Annotated in this window: 17 protein-coding genes; 7 read left to right on the forward strand and 10 right to left on the reverse strand. The window is 34.2% G+C overall.

Annotated elements, in window-relative coordinates; translation table 11 throughout:
• Nucleotides 1–3 precede the first annotated feature (3 nt).
• From LNQ34_RS18455 to LNQ34_RS18480, 6 genes are all read right to left on the reverse strand, one after another.
• Nucleotides 4–3,150 carry an efflux RND transporter permease subunit gene (locus LNQ34_RS18455; protein ID WP_230000791.1) on the reverse strand — a complete coding sequence of 1,049 codons (3,147 nt, stop codon included), beginning with the start codon at nt 3,148–3,150 and terminating at the stop codon, nt 4–6.
• A gap of 10 nt (nt 3,151–3,160) precedes the next feature.
• Entirely contained in the window at nt 3,161–4,546 is a 1,386-nt protein-coding gene (locus LNQ34_RS18460; protein WP_230000792.1) for a TolC family protein, read from the reverse strand.
• Between the two features lie 74 nt (nt 4,547–4,620).
• Nucleotides 4,621–5,025, reverse strand: coding sequence for an HYC_CC_PP family protein (locus LNQ34_RS18465; RefSeq protein ID WP_230000793.1), 405 nt, complete (start codon nt 5,023–5,025; stop codon nt 4,621–4,623).
• 136 nt (nt 5,026–5,161) lie between these two features.
• Entirely contained in the window at nt 5,162–5,365 is a 204-nt protein-coding gene (locus LNQ34_RS18470; protein ID WP_017496797.1) for a helix-turn-helix domain-containing protein, read from the reverse strand.
• A 3-nt stretch (nt 5,366–5,368) separates the two neighbouring features.
• On the reverse strand, nt 5,369–5,923 hold the full coding sequence (locus tag LNQ34_RS18475; RefSeq protein ID WP_230000794.1) for a DUF2975 domain-containing protein: 555 nt from the start codon (nt 5,921–5,923) through the stop codon (nt 5,369–5,371).
• A gap of 233 nt (nt 5,924–6,156) precedes the next feature.
• Entirely contained in the window at nt 6,157–6,726 is a 570-nt protein-coding gene (locus LNQ34_RS18480; protein WP_202704278.1) for a hypothetical protein, read from the reverse strand.
• Between the two features lie 132 nt (nt 6,727–6,858).
• Here LNQ34_RS18480 and LNQ34_RS18485 point away from each other — a divergent pair, with 132 nt between their 5' ends.
• Nucleotides 6,859–7,317, forward strand: coding sequence for an RNA methyltransferase (locus LNQ34_RS18485; protein ID WP_230000795.1), 459 nt, complete (start codon nt 6,859–6,861; stop codon nt 7,315–7,317).
• 106 nt (nt 7,318–7,423) lie between these two features.
• Complete coding sequence (locus LNQ34_RS18490) at nt 7,424–9,745, forward strand: glycoside hydrolase family 20 protein (protein ID WP_230000796.1); 2,322 nt, start codon at nt 7,424–7,426, stop codon at nt 9,743–9,745.
• Nucleotides 9,746–9,838: 93 nt separating this feature from the next.
• On the opposite strand, the gene LNQ34_RS18495 is transcribed toward LNQ34_RS18490, so the two are convergent.
• Both LNQ34_RS18495 and LNQ34_RS18500 read right to left on the reverse strand, forming a co-directional pair.
• On the reverse strand, nt 9,839–11,347 hold the full coding sequence (locus LNQ34_RS18495; protein ID WP_230000797.1) for a fibronectin type III domain-containing protein: 1,509 nt from the start codon (nt 11,345–11,347) through the stop codon (nt 9,839–9,841).
• 558 nt (nt 11,348–11,905) lie between these two features.
• Entirely contained in the window at nt 11,906–12,310 is a 405-nt protein-coding gene (locus tag LNQ34_RS18500; RefSeq protein WP_230000798.1) for a hypothetical protein, read from the reverse strand.
• Between the two features lie 763 nt (nt 12,311–13,073).
• Between LNQ34_RS18500 and LNQ34_RS18505 the strand changes: the two genes are divergently transcribed.
• A complete protein-coding gene (locus LNQ34_RS18505; RefSeq protein ID WP_230000799.1) occupies nt 13,074–13,991 on the forward strand; it encodes an N-acetylmuramoyl-L-alanine amidase in 918 nt (305 codons plus the stop codon).
• A 66-nt stretch (nt 13,992–14,057) separates the two neighbouring features.
• On the forward strand, nt 14,058–14,840 hold the full coding sequence (locus LNQ34_RS18510) for a hypothetical protein (protein WP_230000800.1): 783 nt from the start codon (nt 14,058–14,060) through the stop codon (nt 14,838–14,840).
• Between the two features lie 62 nt (nt 14,841–14,902).
• Here LNQ34_RS18510 and LNQ34_RS18515 read toward each other — a convergent pair whose 3' ends face one another.
• Nucleotides 14,903–15,751 (reverse strand): hypothetical protein, encoded by an 849-nt coding sequence (locus tag LNQ34_RS18515; protein WP_230000801.1) that lies wholly within the window; start codon nt 15,749–15,751, stop codon nt 14,903–14,905.
• 173 nt (nt 15,752–15,924) lie between these two features.
• Between LNQ34_RS18515 and LNQ34_RS18520 the strand changes: the two genes are divergently transcribed.
• The 3 genes from LNQ34_RS18520 (at nt 15,925) to LNQ34_RS18530 (ending at nt 18,870) form a co-directional block, all read left to right on the forward strand.
• On the forward strand, nt 15,925–16,476 hold the full coding sequence (locus LNQ34_RS18520) for a hypothetical protein (protein ID WP_230000802.1): 552 nt from the start codon (nt 15,925–15,927) through the stop codon (nt 16,474–16,476).
• A gap of 1,025 nt (nt 16,477–17,501) precedes the next feature.
• The gene (gene mreC / locus LNQ34_RS18525) at nt 17,502–18,299 is read left to right on the forward strand and encodes a rod shape-determining protein MreC (protein WP_230000803.1); all 798 of its coding nucleotides are present in this window, start codon (nt 17,502–17,504) and stop codon (nt 18,297–18,299) included.
• A 79-nt stretch (nt 18,300–18,378) separates the two neighbouring features.
• Nucleotides 18,379–18,870 (forward strand): DUF6985 domain-containing protein, encoded by a 492-nt coding sequence (locus LNQ34_RS18530; protein ID WP_230000804.1) that lies wholly within the window; start codon nt 18,379–18,381, stop codon nt 18,868–18,870.
• A gap of 103 nt (nt 18,871–18,973) precedes the next feature.
• On the opposite strand, the gene LNQ34_RS18535 is transcribed toward LNQ34_RS18530, so the two are convergent.
• Complete coding sequence (locus LNQ34_RS18535; RefSeq protein WP_230000805.1) at nt 18,974–20,029, reverse strand: serine hydrolase domain-containing protein; 1,056 nt, start codon at nt 20,027–20,029, stop codon at nt 18,974–18,976.
• Between the last annotated feature and the right edge of the window lie 219 nt (nt 20,030–20,248).

The raw sequence follows: 20,248 nt of genomic DNA on the forward strand, positions 1-20,248 counted from the left end.
GGTTTATTTTTCTAACGTTATATAATGAATACTGTTTTCGTCTTCAGGATCTAAGGATGGTGATTGGGTAGTGGTTTTGTTTTGTATCCACACAAATACCAGTGGTAATAGGATCAATACACTAAATGAAGATGCAATTAGTCCGCCAATTACCGCTCTTCCTAATGGAGCCACCTGATCACCGCCTTCTCCGTGTCCAATAGCCATTGGAAGCATACCTGCAATCATAGCCAGTGTAGTCATAATGATAGGACGTATACGCAAAGCTGCGGCCTGAATAGCCGAACTAAGAGCGTCACCATTTTCTAAACGGAGCGATTCCGCATTACTAATCAGCAAAACAGCATTCGCAATAGAAACTCCGACAGACATAATAATTCCCATATAAGACTGTAAGTTCAGGGTAGAACCTGTAAGTTTCATTAAAATCAAAGAACCCAGAATTACAAAAGGAACAGTGGTCAGGATAACTAAGGACACTTTAAACGATTGGAAATTGGCCGTTAGCATTAAGAAAATAACAATAACTGCAATCAGTAAACCTGTTGCCAGACTATTCATGGTTTCCTCGAGCACCGGAACCATTCCGGATACCTGTATATTGACTCCTTTAGGCAATTCACCAAGCGAATCGATAGCAGCCTGTACGTCTTTCTGTGCTCTTCCTAAATCAGTATTATGAATGTTTGCCGTTACCGGTGTGTAACCCATGGTTCCCAGATTGTAGCTTTCACCTAATACTTTTGTAGGAGTAATTGTTGCCACATCACCCAGAACAGGTCGGTCTGAGTTTTTTCCTAACGGGACATTCATCAACTCATCTTTGCTGTTTAAAATGTTTTGTGGGGTTTGTACCTGTACATCGTAGGCAATTCCCATCATTCCGCCAACCCACATGTTTTTACTAGTGTAGCGTGAAGAGGCCGTTATAGGAACCAAAGAACGCGCGATGTCTTGTGCGTCGATACCCAGTTGAGCCGCTCTTATTCGGTCGATATTGATTTCGTATGCCGGATAGTTTAGCGATTGTGGAATTTGTTGATCTCTCAAATAATCAATTTCTTTTAGCTTGGCCAAAAGTTTATTAGCATACATCACGTTCATTTTTTTCATCATTCCCGAAAAGCGAACCTCAATCGGAGTATTGGTTCCCTGGCTTAGAATCTTCTCCGTAAGTTCGATAGGCTCGAAAGAGAAATGCAGTTCGGGCATCTTTTGCTTCATGTGCTTGCGGATGATTTCTTTCAGCTCATTGGTATTTCCGTCAAAATCTTTCAAGGCAATCTGCATTAAGGCTTCATGCGGACCTGCATTGTACAAATAAATTGGACTCACTGCAAAAGAGGAGGGATGCTGACCAATAAATACCGATGATATGGCAATATGATCTTTACCGATAATCGTTTCCAGTTCACCTAAAACCTGTTTTATTTTGAGTTCCGTTTTTTCGATACGAGTCCCTTCAGGCGCTTTAATACGAACCTGAAACTGACTTGAATTTACAGTAGGCAAAACGTCTTTACCGGTACTGCTGTACATTAAAAATGCTCCAACTGCAACCAGGATAAAACTGATAATTAAAATAGGCTTGCGTTTGCCCATTATGGATTGCAAAAACAGCACGAAACGATTTTTGAATCCGTCGAATTTATCTTCGGTATGCTCATGGTTTTCTTTGTCCTTCATTAACCAGTTAGCCATTACAGGCACAAACGTTTGTGACAGCATAAAAGACAGCAACATAGAAAAACCAATTGCGAGAGCCAAAGGCATAAACAACGATCCCGGAATACCGGTCATCATAAAGGCTGGTGCAAAAACCGCAAGAATACACAACAAAATCAATAGTTTTGGGAACGCAATTTCCTTACAGGCGTCTAAAATAGCTTTGGCTTTCGTTTTACCCATGGCTAAATGCTGGTGGATATTTTCGATGGTAACGGTACTCTCATCCACCAAAATTCCAATAGCCAGTGCCAGTCCGGATAGTGACATGATGTTGATACTTTGTCCGAATAACTTAAGGAACAATACTCCCGAAATAATAGAGATCGGAATGGTGAGTACTACGATTAAAGCGGCTCTGCGGTCACGTAAAAACAGAAGCACCATTAATCCCGTTAACATTGCTCCCAAAACACCTTCTGTAATTAAACTTTTGACAGCATTGATTACATATACCGACTGATCGAATTCGTATGAAATCGCAACATCATCCGGTAAATTATTCTGAATGGCAGGAATCGCTTTTTTAAGATTCTTTACCACGTCCCAAGTAGAAGCATTACCCGATTTTGCAATGTTAATATATACTGATCTCGTACCATTAATAAGGGCATAACCGGTAGTAATATCGGCACCGTCTTTTATGGTAGCCACATCACGGATGTAGACATTATCAACTCCGTTTTTAAAAATAGGAATGTTGCCAAAATCAGCCACCTCTTTAATGGTATTGTTTGTAGGCGTCAGATAGTTGATATCATTCACATAAATATTACCTGAAGGTGATGTAATGTTGTTTCGGCTAATCGATTCCACAATTTGCTCTGGCGTTAGCTGATGGGTACGCAGTTTATTCGGATCGATGTTGATTTCGATCGTCCTCGGACTTCCTCCAAATGGCGGAGCGGTTGTCAATCCAGGTATTTTAATCAGAAACGGACGTGCCGTAAAGTTGGCGATATCCTGTAACTCATTGTTGGTTTTGGTTTTACTTTTAAACACCAGCTGACCGACAGGCTGAGAGGAAGCATCAAAACGAATAATAAACGGAGGTGGAGCTCCCGGTGGTAAAAATACCTGAGAACGATTGGAGAGCGCATTGATTTCGGCAATGGCCTGCCCCATGTCTGTACCTTCATAAAAATTAATTTTCATTAAGGTAAGTCCTTGAGTATTTTTAGTTTCGATGCTTTCGATACCGCTCGTAAACAGCATCATATTGACATACATTTTGGTAAAATAACCTTCCATTTGCTGAGGGGTATAACCATTAAAGGAATGGGCAATGTATACCACAGGAAGATTCATATCAGGTAAGATGTCGACCTTTATTTCTTTTGAAGCTTTAATCCCGAAGAATAAAAGCCCCAGCACCATCACCATGATAGAGATGGGCTTGCGCAAGGCAAAACGTATTAAATTCATAATTTGGGGTTTAGTGTATCGCGTTGAGTAAAATGTTCAGATTGCCTGTGGCAGCAGCTTTAATCCATAAGGCCTGCCAAATGTTGTTTTGGGCAATTTCATAATCAATCTCTGCGCGGTTAAGAGTGTAGAAAGATTGTGTTAAATCAACAATGGTGGTAAGGCCGTTATCATACAAAGCAGTGTGCTGGTGATAAGCGTCAGTAGCAGCGATTACTTGTGTTTTGGTTTCTTCAAAATTCTGAAAGGCATTTTTTAGTTTGTCATTCGCCAATTTTTGCTGAGCAATCAATTCCTGATTCATATATTCATATTCGTTTTGAAGCGATTGGGTAACCAATTTTTGTTCCCGCTTTTTAGAAGACTGACGGTAGATATTGGTTAGATTCCAACTTAAATTGATTCCAACGATATAATTGCTGCGATCGATTCCAACACCATCGGCATACGATTTCGAGAAAGCGGTATTGTCCTGTACATAATTCCAGTCAAAACCGGAACCGCGTCCCTGCAGGACTCCAAAAGCAGATAGGCTTGGCAAAGCCAGTGCAGACTGTAGTTTTTCCTGCTGTTCGCTTTTCAGAATATCACTTTTTCTCCATTCCAGTATAGGATGTTGACCTGTTTCTGTTGCAGACTCTGAAAGAATAACAGGTGTTTTAGTAGTAAAGACGCTATCGAGTTGATACACCTGATACCCTTCGCCCAACATTACCGCAAGTGATTTAGAATGATCCAGTTCCATATCATAAGCCTTTATCACAGCCGATTTAGCACTAGCCACTTCGGCTTTTGCCAAAGAATAATCAACCTCCGGAATCAGACCGCTCTCTGCACGGCTTTTGGTTGTAGTTTCCACCACTTGAGCACGTTCGAGATTTTTGTCCTGCACAAATTTAATGCGCTGAGCAGCAAGTAAGTTCAGATATGCAGCACCTACTTTTACCTGATGCTGAAACTTTACCTGTTCCAGATCTTTTTGGGCTACATTTTCGTCGGCTTTGGCAATGGCAACCTGTGTTTTAATTTTGCCAAATGTGAAAAGATTCCAGTTGATGTTAGCCAGATACAAGGATCCAAAAGCGGCATTCCAGTTTTGGTCTTGTAAGGGCATTGAGGTCGCAGCACTGCCCAGTCCGCCATAACTGTACAAAGGACCGTTTTGCGCATTGATAGTGCCATAACTTTGTTGCGCCATTACAGTAAAGTCAGGTAAGTACTGGCTTTTTTGATAGGTAGTGTTCTCTTTAGAAGCGTTAACGATGGCTTCTTTGGCTTTTATTTTTTCAAAATTTTGAATAGAGCGTTCAAGAGCATTGGATAATGTTACTGTCTGTGCCCAGAGATTTCCGGAAACCATACAGAACATAGCCAACGCAAAATATTGCATTTTCATAGGATGTATTTAAAATTAAACAATAGAAATCGCATAGCATCTTTAAATGCTACGGTTCGATCAATTGTCTAAAATCAAATACGGTAAACGCAGTAGAAAATATAAAGGGGATTATTCCGAATGGGAATAGAGGAGAAGAAAGAATAGTCCGTTTTCTTTTCCTTAGAAGAACAAGAACTGAAGACAGTTTCGTAAAAATGAAAAGGTACTGCAATTCCTAAGAATTTTGGAACTAAGTCAGCGGGAGCAGTTTGCTGTACCTTTTCGGTCGCTTTATGAAACTGTGCTTTATGTTTACAGCAGTCTTTACTTTTTTGTTGTTTTTTCGCCACACATTTTGGACAAACTTTACCAACCGGAATATCACCAAACAGATTGGTTTCCTGTGGTACCCCTTTGCAAAAATGAGTTATCGTGGTAAAGCCTGACGACAGTACCAGATAAAAAACAGAAAGAAGTAGTAGAAGTGCTTTTCTCATAATCAGTTACAAAGGTGGCCTTATTTTGCCACATAGCTGTTGCAAAATTTTGGATGAAATTTGTAAAATTTATAAATCTCCTCTTGATTTTTTTTATGCTAATTGCTTAAGAGTTTTTACTACTGAAGGTGTTTTTTTATTCTTTAAACTCCAGGATATCCCCCGGCTGACAATCCAATACTTTACAGATGGCTTCTAAGGTGCTGAATCTTATGGCTTTTGCTTTTCCAGTTTTCAATATCGAAAGATTGGATAAGGTTAGGTCTACTTTTTCAGAAAGTTCATTCAATGACATTTTTCGTTTTGCCATCATCACGTCTAGGTTTACAATGATTGCCATATCTTATATTGTTAATTCGTTCTCGTCCTGTAATTCGATTCCCTTTTTGAAGATATAAGCAACAACAAGCAATATTACCCCCATAAACAACCAGACATCTGCACCTGCAATTTGCAATTGTTGAATGTCTTGCAGCTTAAGACCGCTATTAGACAAAGCCTTTACTAATTCTATTCCCCAGGAAGAAAAGAAACCAATGCCAAAGGACAAATAAGCCAGTGTTAGAATAAAATTCCTGAAGAGATTATTGAAGGGTGCTGCAATGTTGAGGTTCTTGTTCAGGAAAATTTTTATAATGCAGTAAAACAATATCGCTTTTAATAGAGCAACAATAATGATAACACTGCTTAGGGTGACGTACTGACTCTGATTAAACTGATACACTTCGGTTAAATCCACCGATTTCCAAAATTTAGCGGCATCAGCAGGATCGAGCGTTAAGGTTGCAATTGTTTTGGTAAGTATTCCTCCGGCTTCGATACATAATCCAACAAAAATAATCCACGAAAGCACGTGTAATACTTTCAGAATGGTTTGGGTACTAATTTTAATTTCCATAATGTTTGGTTTAAAAATTCAATGTAAAAATAATAAATATTTATTGATAAACAATAAAATTGTATTGAAAAATAATTAAAACTAGAGAGGATGTTCTTTTAAGACCAGTAAAAGCAATGCTTTTAGAACAAAAAAAATCCTCAACTATTTTAGTGTTGAGGATAATCTATATTCGTTTCAAAACTGAGACTGAAAACTGAGACTGAGACTGAAACTGAAAAACTAATTTATATTCAATACACCATGTTATTTCTTATATTATCGCAAAATTCGACAAAATCATCAGGCTGCTTAACACTGAACTGCTGCAGATAAACTTTATTTGTTGTATAGGATTTCTTAATTGTTGGAATTTTTATACGTTTTTTTAATTTAAGGTCAACGCGAATCCATTCGCCAATATATTGATGTGTCAATAAATTTACACTGGATTCCCCACTGCCATCTTGCGCCGCATTACCATCACTATATCTACTCATTCCAATTAGCTCAATTTTATTTTGTGCGGTGTTATATCTGAATTGACAATAGTATCCGGATCGCATTGAATGATTATAAAATTGAAAACCATTTTTTGTCAATTCAATTCCTGATGTATCATTTAAATCATCTAATTTTTTGCTTTTAATAGGTAATGAATTCTGTGAGGATAGTTTACAGATTATTTGAGTATTTTTTCTATCAAAGAGTATCTCATCTTTTATAGTATCATTGTCCAGATCTTTTAACAATAAATCTTGGGCATAACATTTCTTTGATATCGTCAGGAAGCAAAAAAGAAATAAAAGTCTCAGGGTATTCATAAATATTTGTTCTTTAAAATTAAGTCGTTGGGTACAATTAACAAAAAAAAAGCAATTAACGCATAGAAACATAGATTATAGGTATAAAAAAGAACTTTTTTTTTATTTCACATAGTTTGTATTTTTGCCCTTATGAATGATAATTTTACAAACGAATATTTTGGTATAGGGATACAAAATGGTAAAACGCCTGAGAATTTGGGTGTACTGTGGCGATCGGCTCAAAATCTGGGAGCTACATTTATATTTACTATCGGTAATCGATATGCCAAACAAGCCTGTGATACCCACGATGCGGTAAAAGCAATTCCGTATTTCCATTACGATACCTTTGAAGCTTTTCTTGACAACTTACCTAAAGGAGCACGATTAGTGGGGGTCGAACTAAACGAAAATGCTTCCGACTTAGAGACCTACGAACATCCAAGACGCTGTGTTTATTTATTGGGCGCAGAAGATCATGGACTGTCCAAAAAAGTAATGGAAAAATGCCATCATTTAGTAAAATTTAAATCCGTAAAGAGTTTAAATGTGGCTGTTGCAGGAACTATCATTATGTACGACAGAAATTTAGCCAAACCACGCTCTTAAATCGCAGATAGCTTGTTTTACAACGTGATTTTTCAGTTTGATTTACTAAGAGACAAAGGTTGTCTTTATCAATTTAAAACGTTATCCTCTTTAAAATAAATAAAGAATGAGAGTACTAAAACCAGTTGTTATTGCGTTTTTTTTGACCCTTTTAAGCAATGCTTACAGTCAAAAAGTAAATAGAGAAAAAGGGATTCAAATCATTCCGAAACCAAAACAATTGGTTCTTAAACAAGGTAATTTTCAGTTTTCTGCAACGACTAAATTTGTGGTAAAGGATGACGCTCAAAAAGAAATCGCTACGGTTTTAATAAACAAATTCGGAAGTGCAGCAGGATTTCGCCCTGAAATTTCAAATAATACTCCCAAAAGTAATTACGTTCAGTTTATAGAGGATGCAACTTTAAAGAATGAAGCTTATTTGTTGGAGGTAAATAAAGAAAACGTTAGCATTAAGGCAAAAGGAAATGCGGGTTTTATTTACGGTTTAGAAAGCATCCGACAATTACTTCCCGAAGAGATTGAAAGTAAAAGCAGCATTAAAGGGGTGAAATGGGAAATTCCAAATCTTACGATTACCGATGAACCCCGTTTTCAATGGCGAGGATTGATGCTGGACTTATCGCGTCATTTTTTTGATAAAAATTATATACTCGAGACTATCGACCGTTTGGCAATGCTTAAAATGAACGTTTTGCATTTGCATTTGGTTGACGATCAGGGGTGGAGAATTGAGATTAAAAAATACCCAAAACTGACCGAAGTGGGTGCCTGGAGAGTCGATCAGGAAAATGCGCCCTGGAATGCAAGACAGCTAACCAATCCGGAGGAAAAAGGAACGTATGGCGGCTTTCTGACCCAGGAAGAGCTAAAGGAAATTGTAAAATATGCCGCTGAAAAAAATATAGAAATCATTCCCGAGATCGAAATGCCGGCACACATGAGTTCTGCCATTGCAGCTTATCCTGAACTGGCTTGTTTCAACCAGAGAATCGGAGTTCCATCAGGTGGATTATGGCCTATTACGGATATTTATTGTGCCGGGAAAGAAACTACTTTCGAATTTTTGCAAAACGTCATACAGGAGGTTATTGCCATTTTTCCATCAAAATACATCCACATTGGCGGTGATGAAGCCACTAAAACCAATTGGGACAAATGTCCGAATTGCCAAAAGAGAATGAAGGACAATGGCTTGAAAGACGCTCACGAACTGCAAAGCTATTTTGTGAAAAGAATGGAGCGATACATCAATTCTAAAGGCAAAAAGATAATTGGCTGGGACGAGATACTCGAAGGCGGTTTAGCTCCCGAGGCTACTGTAATGAGCTGGAGAGGAACGGTAGGAGGGACTGAAGCCGCAAAACAAGGCCATGACGTCATCATGTCGCCCGAATCACCTTGTTATTTTAATTTTTATCAGGGACCTCAAAACGAAGAGCCTCTGGCTTTTGATGCTTTTAATCCGTTAAGCAAAGTTTATGAGTTTGACCCCATTGTCGATACCATGACTCCACAAGAAGCCCGTCATGTTTTAGGCGGTCAAGCTAATTTATGGGCAGAATACATCACCAATCCAAAAGCTTCCGAGTATATGATCTTTCCGAGATTGGCCGCTTTGTCTGAAGTGTTGTGGAGTGCAAAGGAAAACCGAAATTGGAGTAATTTTACCTACAGATTGCCTTCTTTGTTGCAACGCTACGATTATTTAGGGATTAATTATGCCAAAAGCGCTTATCTGGTTACAGCTTCTGCCATGGCTGATTTAGACAAAAAGGTGATTAATGTTACGCTTAAAAATGAATTTCCAAATTCCGATATTCGTTATGTTTTAGGAAATAAAAATATTAACGATAAGGCTATAAAATATGAAAAGCCTATCCCCGTTAACCAAACTACAATTCTAAAAGCGTCTTTGTTTCAAAATAGTAAACCGGTTGGAAGAATATTTTCCGATACGATTGTATTTCATAAAGCGGTAGGGCATAAGGTCAATTATGCGATACCATATAATGAAAGTTACAAAGGCGATGGACCTCTCGGAATGGTCAATACCATCAGAGGGTCTAAAAACTTTCATGACGGTCAATGGCAGGCATGGTTGGTTAAGGACATGGAAATTGTAATCGATCTTGAAAAAGAACAAAACATCGAAAAAGTAACTGTTGGAACTTTAGAGAGCCAGGGTGCCGGAATTTATTTTCCAATACAACTAACCGTTTTAGTCTCTAAGGACGGCAGTAATTATAAAGAAGTCGGAAAAATAAATCGTCCGTTTGCTGTTAACGTCAATTCGGAGTTGAAAGACTTTAAAATCAATTTTGAAAAACAAGAGGCCAGGTTTGTAAAAGTAATCGCTACGAATTTAAAAAAGAGCCCAACTGGTTCAAGTTCGTGGTTGTTTGTTGATGAGGTTGTGGTGGATTAATAAAAAGCAGCTCATTAGTTGAGCTGCTTTATCTTTTTTATCTGTACGTTTTACTTAAATAGTCAAATGTGTCCGATTAGCAGTTAAGAGTGACTAGTTTAAAATATCAGTAAAATTTCCAAAAGGATCCGTTTTATAAACTACTAATTTTGGTTTTTCATCTCCGTAAAAGAAATTTTTTCCATTATTCCCTACCACAACATAACCGCCATCCTCTGCTGCTAATATTGAATGGCCGATTAAATAAGTATATTGGATATAATAATTTTGCCTCCAAGTTTTTTTCCCCTTACCATCAAATTTGCATACAGATAAGGCATTAGAAAGTTGAGCACCAATATAACCAGTTGTTACGTATCCACCATCTAAGGTTTCGGCAATTGCTTTGATACTATCGCTTTCTTCCGTAGTAATATTCCAAATTTCATTTCCAGATGTATCTATTTCAAAAACTCTTCCATTGCCTGTATCATATGCCCCCCAACTATATCCTGCGAATACATAATTACCACTACGAGTAATAATTAGCTGACTTGAAAAATCGAAACGTGCATCTCCAAAAGATTTATCCCATATAATCTTTCCATCACTATTTGTTTTTAATATCCAAAAGTCAGTTTGGCCACGTTTAGTTCCGTCTTTCATTTCAGCGTATGTAAATCCGGAAGTTTCTTTTGTGCCGAAAATTATTAATTCATTAGAAGAACTAATTTTTATGTCATTAAAAAAATTTCTTGCTGTAGATCTGTATGTTTTTTCCCAAATAATATTACCTAAGTGATCTAATTTTGTAAGTACGGCTTCCTGTTCTATTTCTTCTTTAGAATCGGATCTACTTCCAACTAGATAAATATTATTATCTTTATCTTGAGCAACAGATTTTATTTCATTAGGGTCACGAGGCAATTCGTAACTATTTATCTTTTTTGACCAAATCAAATTTCCATCATTATCTAAACTCAAGACATACTTGTCAGCAGCCAATAATAAACCTGTTGTTGATTCAATTATTCTACAGTTAAGAGCATCACCGATTCGGTAGTTGTAGAATTTTTTCCAGATTTCATTTCCTTTATAATCAATTTTTAATATAAAGAGCTGACTGGCATCACCATTTGGTCTCGCAGATTTTCCGGCGATGATATAATTTTTATCTTTAGTTTTTATTATGTTAAAAGGTGTTCCGGGTGCATATCCATTAATACGTCCTGGACCATAGTCATATGATTTGAAATATTTTAAATAAAACTTGTTGGTTACAAATGATAAGGATTTGGAGGTTTTATTTCGAAACGAATCTTGTGCAATTATTTGAACTGTATAATTAGTAGATTCTGTAAGATTAGCTAACTTATAAGTTAGTTCCGAAAGTCCTCCAATGAGTAAAGATTGATTTAGAAATATGCTGTAGGTAATTGGGTCATTTTCTGGGTCAATAACCTGATTCCATGTTATAGTTGCACTGTTGTGCGAAACCTCTTTAATTTTCATTTCAAAATCATTAGGAGCTAAGTTTTTTATCTTTTCTTCTGTATTAAGATCATCTTTAGAACAACTCATTATGATAAACAAGAAAGCAATTATTGAATAAAGTTTTTTCATAAAAATTTTAGTTATTGGTAAGTTTGTTGTGGGTTAATTTAAAGAAATAGTTTATTGAAATGTTAAGGTTTTCCGTATTTTTAAAAGAGTTTCGATATTGTATGGTGCTTTATTTATAGTATAAAAAAGTAATTACCTGATAAAATACTTTTTTTGGGATTCTCTTCGCTTATTTTTAATTACTGAATTGCCTGTTTAACTAAACTCATAATGTACTCTAGGTGATGAGTATCACTTACGATGGTTTCATAATTACCATTTCCTCAATGGCCTTTTTTTGAAACGCCTTTCATTAAACCTTTTGAATCATCTAGTTCTCCCTTTTTGAGATTAATGAAAATTTTGATTCCTTTTTTAGAATAACCATATCCGCTATCTTTTTATTCTTTTTAAAAGCGATGTATAGTTTTATTTTAGCCACAATTATATTTAATAGTGAAGTCTTTGTCGATATTAGCTAAACAGTTTTAATATTATATGTTTTATTATGTAAAATTATATCTGAATATATAAGAATTCGGAAGGCTTTTCTAAGAAGGAAATTGCTTAAAACTGTTTCTAAATTAAAGCAAAGATTCTGCTAGCATCATTGTTATTGGCTTGACTTTCTGTTAAGATTTGAGATGCGATTGTTTTTGAAATCCTTGTATTGTTAAATTGATTTATTCTGTTATTTGCCCTTATTTTTGGGGTCCCGGTACTTAAAGAGCAAATAAAAAGATCACACTTTTGATTGTTGTAATGTACAATAGCTTGTGAAATTGCGGTGGAGTTGTCACCCATAGAAAATACTGCAATTTTTAAATTTTTGTAGTTTATAACAATATCTGAAAAATCCTTTGGGTCACCCCCTAGAGGTTGTTTATTAGTTGAGGTACCAACATTTAATAACAATTGATATAATAATCCAATTGTGGTTGATTTTCCCGTATTTGAAGATCCTTCAAGTACAATTATTTCCATGCGTTGTATTGTTTATTGATGTTTTCTAAAAAGTTGAACGGTAAAACTAAATAAAAGATCTAATATGAAAACCAGTATATATACGTGTTGTCTGATAAAGGCAACCCTTTTTTTATGTTATTTTTAGAGAGGAGGGAGTATTTTTATACTAGAATTTATAGGGTTTACATTGGCTTTTGCCCTTTCAGGGCGGTATTGGTCATGAATTTAGATTATAGTGCGTTACACTATGTTAATGCTAAAGCTCTTTCAGAGCAATTAGCCGAGTAAATCGCAATTTAATACTAATGCGTACTTACTTCGAAGTAATACGAATTACAACTAAAACTCTAAGACCAGACAGGCTGAAAGCCTAAAAGCAATAGCATAGTGGAACGCACTATCAATAGTTATTCGTATTGTTTACGCCCTGAAAGGGCAAAAGCCCAACCGCAAAGAACTGAATTACGAATGAATTACCGGAAAACAAAAATCAGAACACGAATTAATTCAATGGCAAATCCGTTCCTTAAATCACGTATAAATACTCGCTTGTAAAATACTGATTGTCAGTATATTTGATAAGTTTTAATGTTTTAAATTATGTTGCTTATAAAATGATAAGTAACGGACGCTACTACTCATTTTTAATCCTAAACAATGACTTAAGCCTATTGATTTTATGCGTAAAGAGGTAAGTATTTAGGGCTTCATCATCCATAAATGCAAATTGAAGGTATTGTTTAGAAACTATCCTATTTCAAACTCTAAAAAACAAATCCTTATGAAAATTGACAAAAACTGGCTTGTTCAGGAAAGCCAAGCAGAAAAAATAGTAAAAGATCCCACCCCGAATTTTCAATATCAAATTTCGCCAAAATATTTAATCATACATTACACGGCAGGCGATAAAGCATCGGGGGCAATAACCTATTTTAAACAAACCGCAGCACAAGGAAATACTGACCGGATTTGTGCTCATATTGTAATTGATCTCGATGGAACGATTACACAGCTTGCTCCATTTAACACCAGATGCAACCATGCCGGCTACAGTAGTTGGGACGGCAGAACGGGAATGAATGAGTATGCTATTGGTATTGAAATCGTAAATGTCGGATTCTGTGAGAAGTTAACAGATGGGAGTTTTAGGAGAAGAGAAGGGGTGAAAAAAGACGGAACGCCAAGTTATAAAACATATCCTGCGTCAGAAAAAGACAGAATTGTAAAATTGAAACACAAACATAAATTTTGGGACAGTAAAGAAAATCAGTATTGGTTTAAATATACAGATGCTCAGATAGCAGCAGTTTCAAAATTAAGCAAACTCCTGATTGATACCTATCAATTATCGTTTGTAGTAGGGCACGACGATATCTCACCGGCAAGAAAACCGGATCCGGGACCTGCTTTCCCTTGGGATGAGTTTAAAACAAATGTTTTTGGAAAAACAGACAATATCGGAAAGATCTTTTTGGTGAACTCAGCCTCTGATGGCGTTGCCGAATTTAGAACAAAACCCGACAAAACGTCAAGCTCAATCCGAACGCTAAAAAACGGCTATGAAGTTGGATTAATTGAAACTTTTGGACAATGGTCTAAAGTTTACTTAGTGAATGATATTAAAGATATCAAGGATTGGAAACATAGCATTAAAATAGAGGGATGGATACATTCAAGTCTTCTAGAACCAAAAAAATAAAGGTTTACTAACGATAGCAAAATGTTTATACGAAGTGTATGAATTAACATTTATTTTATTTAAAATATGTCAAACATTGGTCTGGTTTCGCTTTTACTATATCTATTTGTTGTACTAGTGGGTATTTCATTTGTTTTTATAGTATATAAATTGATTAACAAATCAACTTTAGAAAATGATAAAATTGATAAGTTTATCGAGTATCTCAAATGGGCATTAGTGACCCTTTCTCTGCCAACAGTAGCAATTATAGTAGCAAATTTTTATCAGGAAAGGAGAGAAGCTATTGAAGAAATGAAATATTTTGAAAAATATTCAGTAGATGTCAGAGATTTAGATAAGCTGGAGGAGAGACGGCAATTAGTTCGATATTTTGCAACAGTGGCACCAAATGATAGACTCAAAAAGTCATGGAGGAATTATCTAGATACTATAAATAAAGATTACAGTAAAGCGATTGTTATTGATAAGTTGGTAAAAGAATTTAGAAGAGACTCTGTAAATAATGAAAAAAAAATAGATTCTTTAAATAATGAACGAATTAAGATTGAAGCCCGAATGAGTTCAAGTAAAGATTTTATAAATGCTGAGAAATATGAATTAGCGGGTTTTAAATTTTTAATAAACAAAGATGTTAACGCTGCAATAGAGTCATTTACAGAATCCGAAAATTCATATAATGGTTTTCATAATGTTTATGAAATTGCTAGATATTTATCTAGAAACAAAGCTAATCTTTTAAATAAAAATTCAGCACAATGGAAATCGGTATACAAAATGATTGGTACCGAATTTAGATGGAGAATACCGGACATTTACAAAAAAGAATTGATAGAATTGTCTAATTAAAGAAATTAGCCAAAGTATCAAGATGATTATTTAGAAGTGATTGTTTTTTAAATGTAGTACTCTTATGTTTTTTTTATCTCTAAAAGTATTTTTAAAACATTATCAGTAAATTTTTGAGTTTCAAAATTTTGAGGGTCGTCATGGCTGTCATTTAAATTTTGATCAATGTTAGCATGGAAAGCAGGCACTAGCCATTCCCCTTTTCTAAAACTAGAGCAGATGTAAAGTAATGCAAGTTTTTCATATTGAGCATTAGTAAATCCTGGTTTTGGTGCAACAGGAGCGTTTTTTATATTTCCGGGAGGATATACTCTTGGTTGCACTAATTCAATATGAACGTATAAACCACGTGAAGGAACTCCTAGTATTTTTAATTCAAATTTTGTAGCTCTTAATCCTTCAGAGAAATCTGCGACAGTTTTAGATTTTCCGGTTCTGGTTAGATAGACATGAGTTACTTTTTTACTCCATTTATTTACATTATTAAAACTCCAGGATTCATCGTTAATATTTGTGGGAAAATCTGTCTTGTAAACTGGCGAGCTTACATCATGAATTACAAAATATTTCGCAAAAACTTTCTTGTTACCAACAATTATATGTGAAATAGGAGAGTTTATATCACCTCCAATTTCATTATTGGTGATATTTTTAGAATGTAGGTGTTTTTGAAGCTGTTCCTTGGTTATGCCAATGCTAGAATTCAAGAGTTCTAAATAAGTAACGTCTAGTTTAGCCTCCTTTTCATTTATTTTTCCCCAAATATCCACATGCCTCATCAGCATCTTGGCTTGCATTGATTTGCTGCCTTTATATTCCATTTTTGTTTTGTCAAATTCTTCCGAAGGAATTTGCGCCTGTATTATCAATATATTAAAAGCAAACAGTATTGGAAATAATAGATTTTTCATAGTGCAGTTTGTTAATATTTTAATAAAGTTAGAAAAGAATAAAGAATCAAACAATACGTATATATACGTGATTTAAATATTTGTGAATTAACTATTTTTGTTCTGTTCTAAAAGTATATTGTATCTTTATTATTAAAATCCTGTAATCATTGTTATTTGCTTAGAACTGATTTATGAGAACACTCCGAACAAAATATTTAAGCAGTATTCCTATCAATGAGGATAATTATAAAGTAGATTTTATAATTTTAGAAAGGTATCAAAGTTTTTCTTCAGAAATACTAAGACTTTCATTACTGGGTTTAACAATTTATGGTTTTCTGATAACGAATGTAATATTTAAAATTACAGATTGTGAAAAGAAATATATATTTATCAAACCATTTTCAGCAAATAAGTTATGGTTGTTTCTTGGAGCGATAACTTTAATATTGACAGCCCTGTTGACTTTAGGTCATCGTTATTTTTCAACAGATTGTATGACACATTTTATAAGAGGCTTTCGTTTACGACAAAAGATATCTGAGATTAAAAGTGTAAAAACAAAAGATAACAAAGTACTTACCAAGCTTAAAAAATCTTTGAAAAATGAAAAATTGAGCTTTGAAAAGGATTTGAATCGGTGTAAGTGGTTATTGCTCGTTTCTTGTTTATTTTTAATTACAGGCATCTTAATAATTACAATTGCTTTGGCATGTTCTTTTAATACTATACTGATGATATAGAGACAAATTTCTTTTCCTTATTGCTAGGGCACGAAATTATCTGTGTGTAAATTGGAGCAATGTTTTTAGATGGTATAATTAGGGACTTTTTGTATACTGCTAAACACCTCTGTATTTTCAATGCGAAGGTGTTTAGAATCGCATTGATTAGACCATTGATATATTAAAATTTTTTTATAATATATCATTAGATTATCCAACTCGACATTGATAAGATCCATAATAGTACTCGCAGTACCCTCATTGTGATGGGCACCAAAGCCAACATTCATTCCAACCTGTAGGGGCGCTACCTGAAATGGTTTTCATTTCGGTTCTTGAAAGCACTTTTCTGCGGTTTTTAAACTCAATTTTTTCATGATTTTTTAAGGTTTTAAAATTAATTGAGTGGCAAATATTTTGCGATTTTAGTTTTTCTCTTAATGATATATTATCTCCATTGTATACAATGTTATCCTAAAGGTAAATAATGGTTGATTTATATAAATAACTTCTAAAAAGAAATAAACAGTATAGAAATGTGAAGAGAAAAAAGAGGTTTAATTTTAATAAAAAACCTGTTGACCTATTACAAAAGTGAAGTGATTAGTTTTTTTGTTTTTATAAACAATTGATATTCTTTTTTTAGGTGTGTGAGATGTAGTAGGGGTGAAATGTTAGTAATTTTTTGTTTTAGGTGGTAAAAGGCATATTCCAAAAAAAATGAAATTAGTTTGACTTTTATTCTGTGGATTAAAAGATTGAATTTTCGTTTGGGTAATATAATATTATTAAGGGATACTAAAATACTCTTTTTATCAATTGAGATTCCTTTTTTTTGTTCAGAAAAGTCGGTAATATTTTTAGGTTTCCAGGAGTGTGATTTTCAACTATTATGAAATCAAAATTGGTTAAGATTTCTTATTTGCAGGTTGAGTTTGCAGTATTCAAATTTGAATAAAATTTAAAAGAATGAATTGAGAATTAAGATCTGCGTATTCGAGAGAAAGCATAGGCCTTAAAATTATTACAATAATCATTTAAAGATGCGTCGAATATTTAATTTTATATATACAAACAGTAATAGAATAGTATTTCTACTTCTTTTAGGAACTTCCTTAGGATTGACTATTCAATCGCATTCTTATCATAAAAGTAGGTTCATTAGTGTTACAAATTCATTTTCAGAGGGAGTTCATCAAAAAATTGATGAAGTAAGGGAATACATTAATTTAGTAAATAAGAATGATTCACTAGCGCAAGAGAATGCTAAGTTATTAGAAATGTTATTTTATAAACAAAAAGAAGGTAACGTTCCAGAGATAGATAGTATTTTTGGTATAGGATCTGATGATATAATTGTATCAAAACTTATCCGTAATTCCTATACACTCCAACAGAATTACCTTATTATTAGTTCTGGACTAAAAGACGGTATCAAAAGCGATATGGGAGTAATTAACAATCGTGGTATTGTGGGAGTGGTAGATAAAGTTTCACAAAACTTTGCACTTGTTACAAGTGTCTTAAACACAAAATCTCTTATAAATGCCAGAATTAAAAATAGTAACTATTTTGGGACTCTAAGTTGGAATGGAAAAAATGCGGGCTTTGTTCAGTTAATCGATGTTCCCAGAACAACGTCTGTGAAGAAAGGAGATACTATTGTGACAGGCGGGATCTCAGAAATTTTTCCTGAAAATGTAGATATTGGAATTGTCGATAAGACATTGCAGGAAAACAATTCTTTTGTTATTAGTGTTAAATTGTTTAATGATATGACGAATCTTGAATATATGTGCGTGTTGAAAAGTATGCCGATTAAAAATGCTAAAAAACAGTAATCCCGTTCCAGACCTTTTGCTTTTTTTATAACTTCGACAATTGTAAAAAAGGTAGCTATCTGACCTAACAAAAATAAATATGACAAAACATAAATACTGGGGAAAAGTAGAACAGGATTGGGCAGGATTTTCTTCCGGTATAACTTTTTCTAATCCATTTTTTGACCAGCAAGATGTTGAAATTTTTCTGGGCGAAGAATATGACGAAGAGGGAGAAGAAATAGAAGAGTCACCTACAGAAGATCAATTGACACAATTTGAAGAAACGTATCAAGATTTTATAACGAATATTGATAGTAATTTGAAAAGCATTCAGAACAAAGCCTATGAAAGGTATTTAAAATTATATGCTCATTTTTATGAAGATTCTGAAAAGTCAGGCGAACTGGCTTTGAATATTGACAACCTCGATAAACATAACGAAAACATAAAAGAGATTATGTACCTGAGAGTTTTGGATATGAAGACCATTAAACTATCAATTCGCTACAAACTGGACACTGAACATGGACTTGAATTCAAGTTTGTAGATGGACAAATAAAGAATGTTGGCGGAATTGCAGAGACATAATAGAAAGCCATAAGATGCGCTGCAAAAGCTCTAATAAAAGACTGCCCGAATCAAGTTTACTTGTCTGTGTAATTTCGTTCTACTTGCTGTTTATTTTTTTAATTTATATCGATTTATTTATGTCAGCATACAATTTATGAACTACTTTTTCCAAAATTTCTCCTGTTTCATTAAAGCTAGTATTTGTCAATATAGATATTCCTATATCTTGTTTAGGATAAATCACAAACCAATTCTGCATTCCGTATATACCTCCATGATGTCTGTAAATTAATTCACTATCATTTTCTAATATATACCAATGATAGCCTTCCCAAAAATCAGAACCTTCTTTATATAGTTTTTTATGTGATTCATTTATAATATGATTTGACTCGTCAAGCTGTAATTTTATATATTTTATCAAATCTGTAGTGGTAGAATGCAATCCTGAAATTCCACCCCATAAAGTTCTATTGAAGTTTGGCATTAATTCGTTTTTATCGTTGTAGCCTTTTACCAATCTTAGTCTTTCATTATCATTTAGTGTAAATTTGGTTTGGTTCATTTTATTTGGTTTTAAAACAAATTCGGTTACCAATTCCTCATAAGGTTTTTGATACACTTTTTCAAGTATATAGGCTGTTAACTCTGGAGCCGTGTTGGAATAAGAATAGGTTCCTCCAGGTATCGTTTCAATTTTGATTAATTTCAATCCCTCCAAAAAAGCCGTTTTATTTTCACCTTTTATGGGGAAATTGGGAAACCCGCTTGTATGGGTGAGAAGATGTTTAATTTTTATAGGCTCACCTCTAAACTCTAAATTAGGGTAAGGTTCGTTAAGATAGATTCTGATATCGTCGTCTAAATTTATTTTTTTATCAAGTACAGCTTTAGCGGCTACATAACCGGTAAAAGTTTTAGTTACAGAAGCTAATTCGTAAAGTGTAGAATCGTTTGGTTTATTTCCTTTTCCAATAGATAACTCTCCAAAATGTTTTATTGTAGATTCCCCATCTTTAAACACTGCTATTGAAACAGAATGAAATCTTTTGTCTTCTAACAACCGATAAGCATTTTTTGTAATCGCATTTTCAATATTTTGTTTATCGTTTTGCTGTTTACTTTTGCATCCAATTAAGGCAAAAATCAAAAATGGCATTAAATGTTTTAGGAGCATAATTTTTAGTTTAATTACTGGAAACTTACCTCATGTTTACCTATAAAAAAGATTAAATAAATGCTGTTTTATTTCATCTTTTTTAATTCATTAAGTTTTATCGAGAGTAATAATTCTTGCTAAGATATTGAAAAAAGGATTTTTATCATTACGGAAAAGCGTAAGTAGCAAAGAAATAATTTAGCTCTGATTTTTTCTAATGCAAAAGCGTAAATTCGA

Source organism: Flavobacterium lipolyticum (assembly GCF_020905335.1).
GTDB classification, from domain to species: Bacteria; Bacteroidota; Bacteroidia; order Flavobacteriales; family Flavobacteriaceae; genus Flavobacterium; species Flavobacterium lipolyticum.

Coding starts and splice junctions, on each gene's coding strand:
- LNQ34_RS18455 (WP_230000791.1), bottom strand. CDS start 3,150: ATGAATTTAATACGTTTTGCCTTGCGCAAGCCCATCTCTATCATGGTG.
- LNQ34_RS18460 (WP_230000792.1), bottom strand. CDS start 4,546: ATGAAAATGCAATATTTTGCGTTGGCTATGTTCTGTATGGTTTCCGGA.
- LNQ34_RS18480 (WP_202704278.1), bottom strand. CDS start 6,726: ATGAATACCCTGAGACTTTTATTTCTTTTTTGCTTCCTGACGATATCA.
- LNQ34_RS18535 (WP_230000805.1), bottom strand. CDS start 20,029: ATGCTCCTAAAACATTTAATGCCATTTTTGATTTTTGCCTTAATTGGA.
- mreC (WP_230000803.1), top strand. CDS start 17,502: ATGCGTCGAATATTTAATTTTATATATACAAACAGTAATAGAATAGTA.
- LNQ34_RS18505 (WP_230000799.1), top strand. CDS start 13,074: ATGAAAATTGACAAAAACTGGCTTGTTCAGGAAAGCCAAGCAGAAAAA.
- LNQ34_RS18520 (WP_230000802.1), top strand. CDS start 15,925: ATGAGAACACTCCGAACAAAATATTTAAGCAGTATTCCTATCAATGAG.
- LNQ34_RS18470 (WP_017496797.1), bottom strand. CDS start 5,365: ATGGCAATCATTGTAAACCTAGACGTGATGATGGCAAAACGAAAAATG.
- LNQ34_RS18510 (WP_230000800.1), top strand. CDS start 14,058: ATGTCAAACATTGGTCTGGTTTCGCTTTTACTATATCTATTTGTTGTA.
- LNQ34_RS18495 (WP_230000797.1), bottom strand. CDS start 11,347: ATGAAAAAACTTTATTCAATAATTGCTTTCTTGTTTATCATAATGAGT.
- LNQ34_RS18500 (WP_230000798.1), bottom strand. CDS start 12,310: ATGGAAATAATTGTACTTGAAGGATCTTCAAATACGGGAAAATCAACC.
- LNQ34_RS18485 (WP_230000795.1), top strand. CDS start 6,859: ATGAATGATAATTTTACAAACGAATATTTTGGTATAGGGATACAAAAT.
- LNQ34_RS18530 (WP_230000804.1), top strand. CDS start 18,379: ATGACAAAACATAAATACTGGGGAAAAGTAGAACAGGATTGGGCAGGA.
- LNQ34_RS18490 (WP_230000796.1), top strand. CDS start 7,424: ATGAGAGTACTAAAACCAGTTGTTATTGCGTTTTTTTTGACCCTTTTA.
- LNQ34_RS18515 (WP_230000801.1), bottom strand. CDS start 15,751: ATGAAAAATCTATTATTTCCAATACTGTTTGCTTTTAATATATTGATA.
- LNQ34_RS18475 (WP_230000794.1), bottom strand. CDS start 5,923: ATGGAAATTAAAATTAGTACCCAAACCATTCTGAAAGTATTACACGTG.
- LNQ34_RS18465 (WP_230000793.1), bottom strand. CDS start 5,025: ATGAGAAAAGCACTTCTACTACTTCTTTCTGTTTTTTATCTGGTACTG.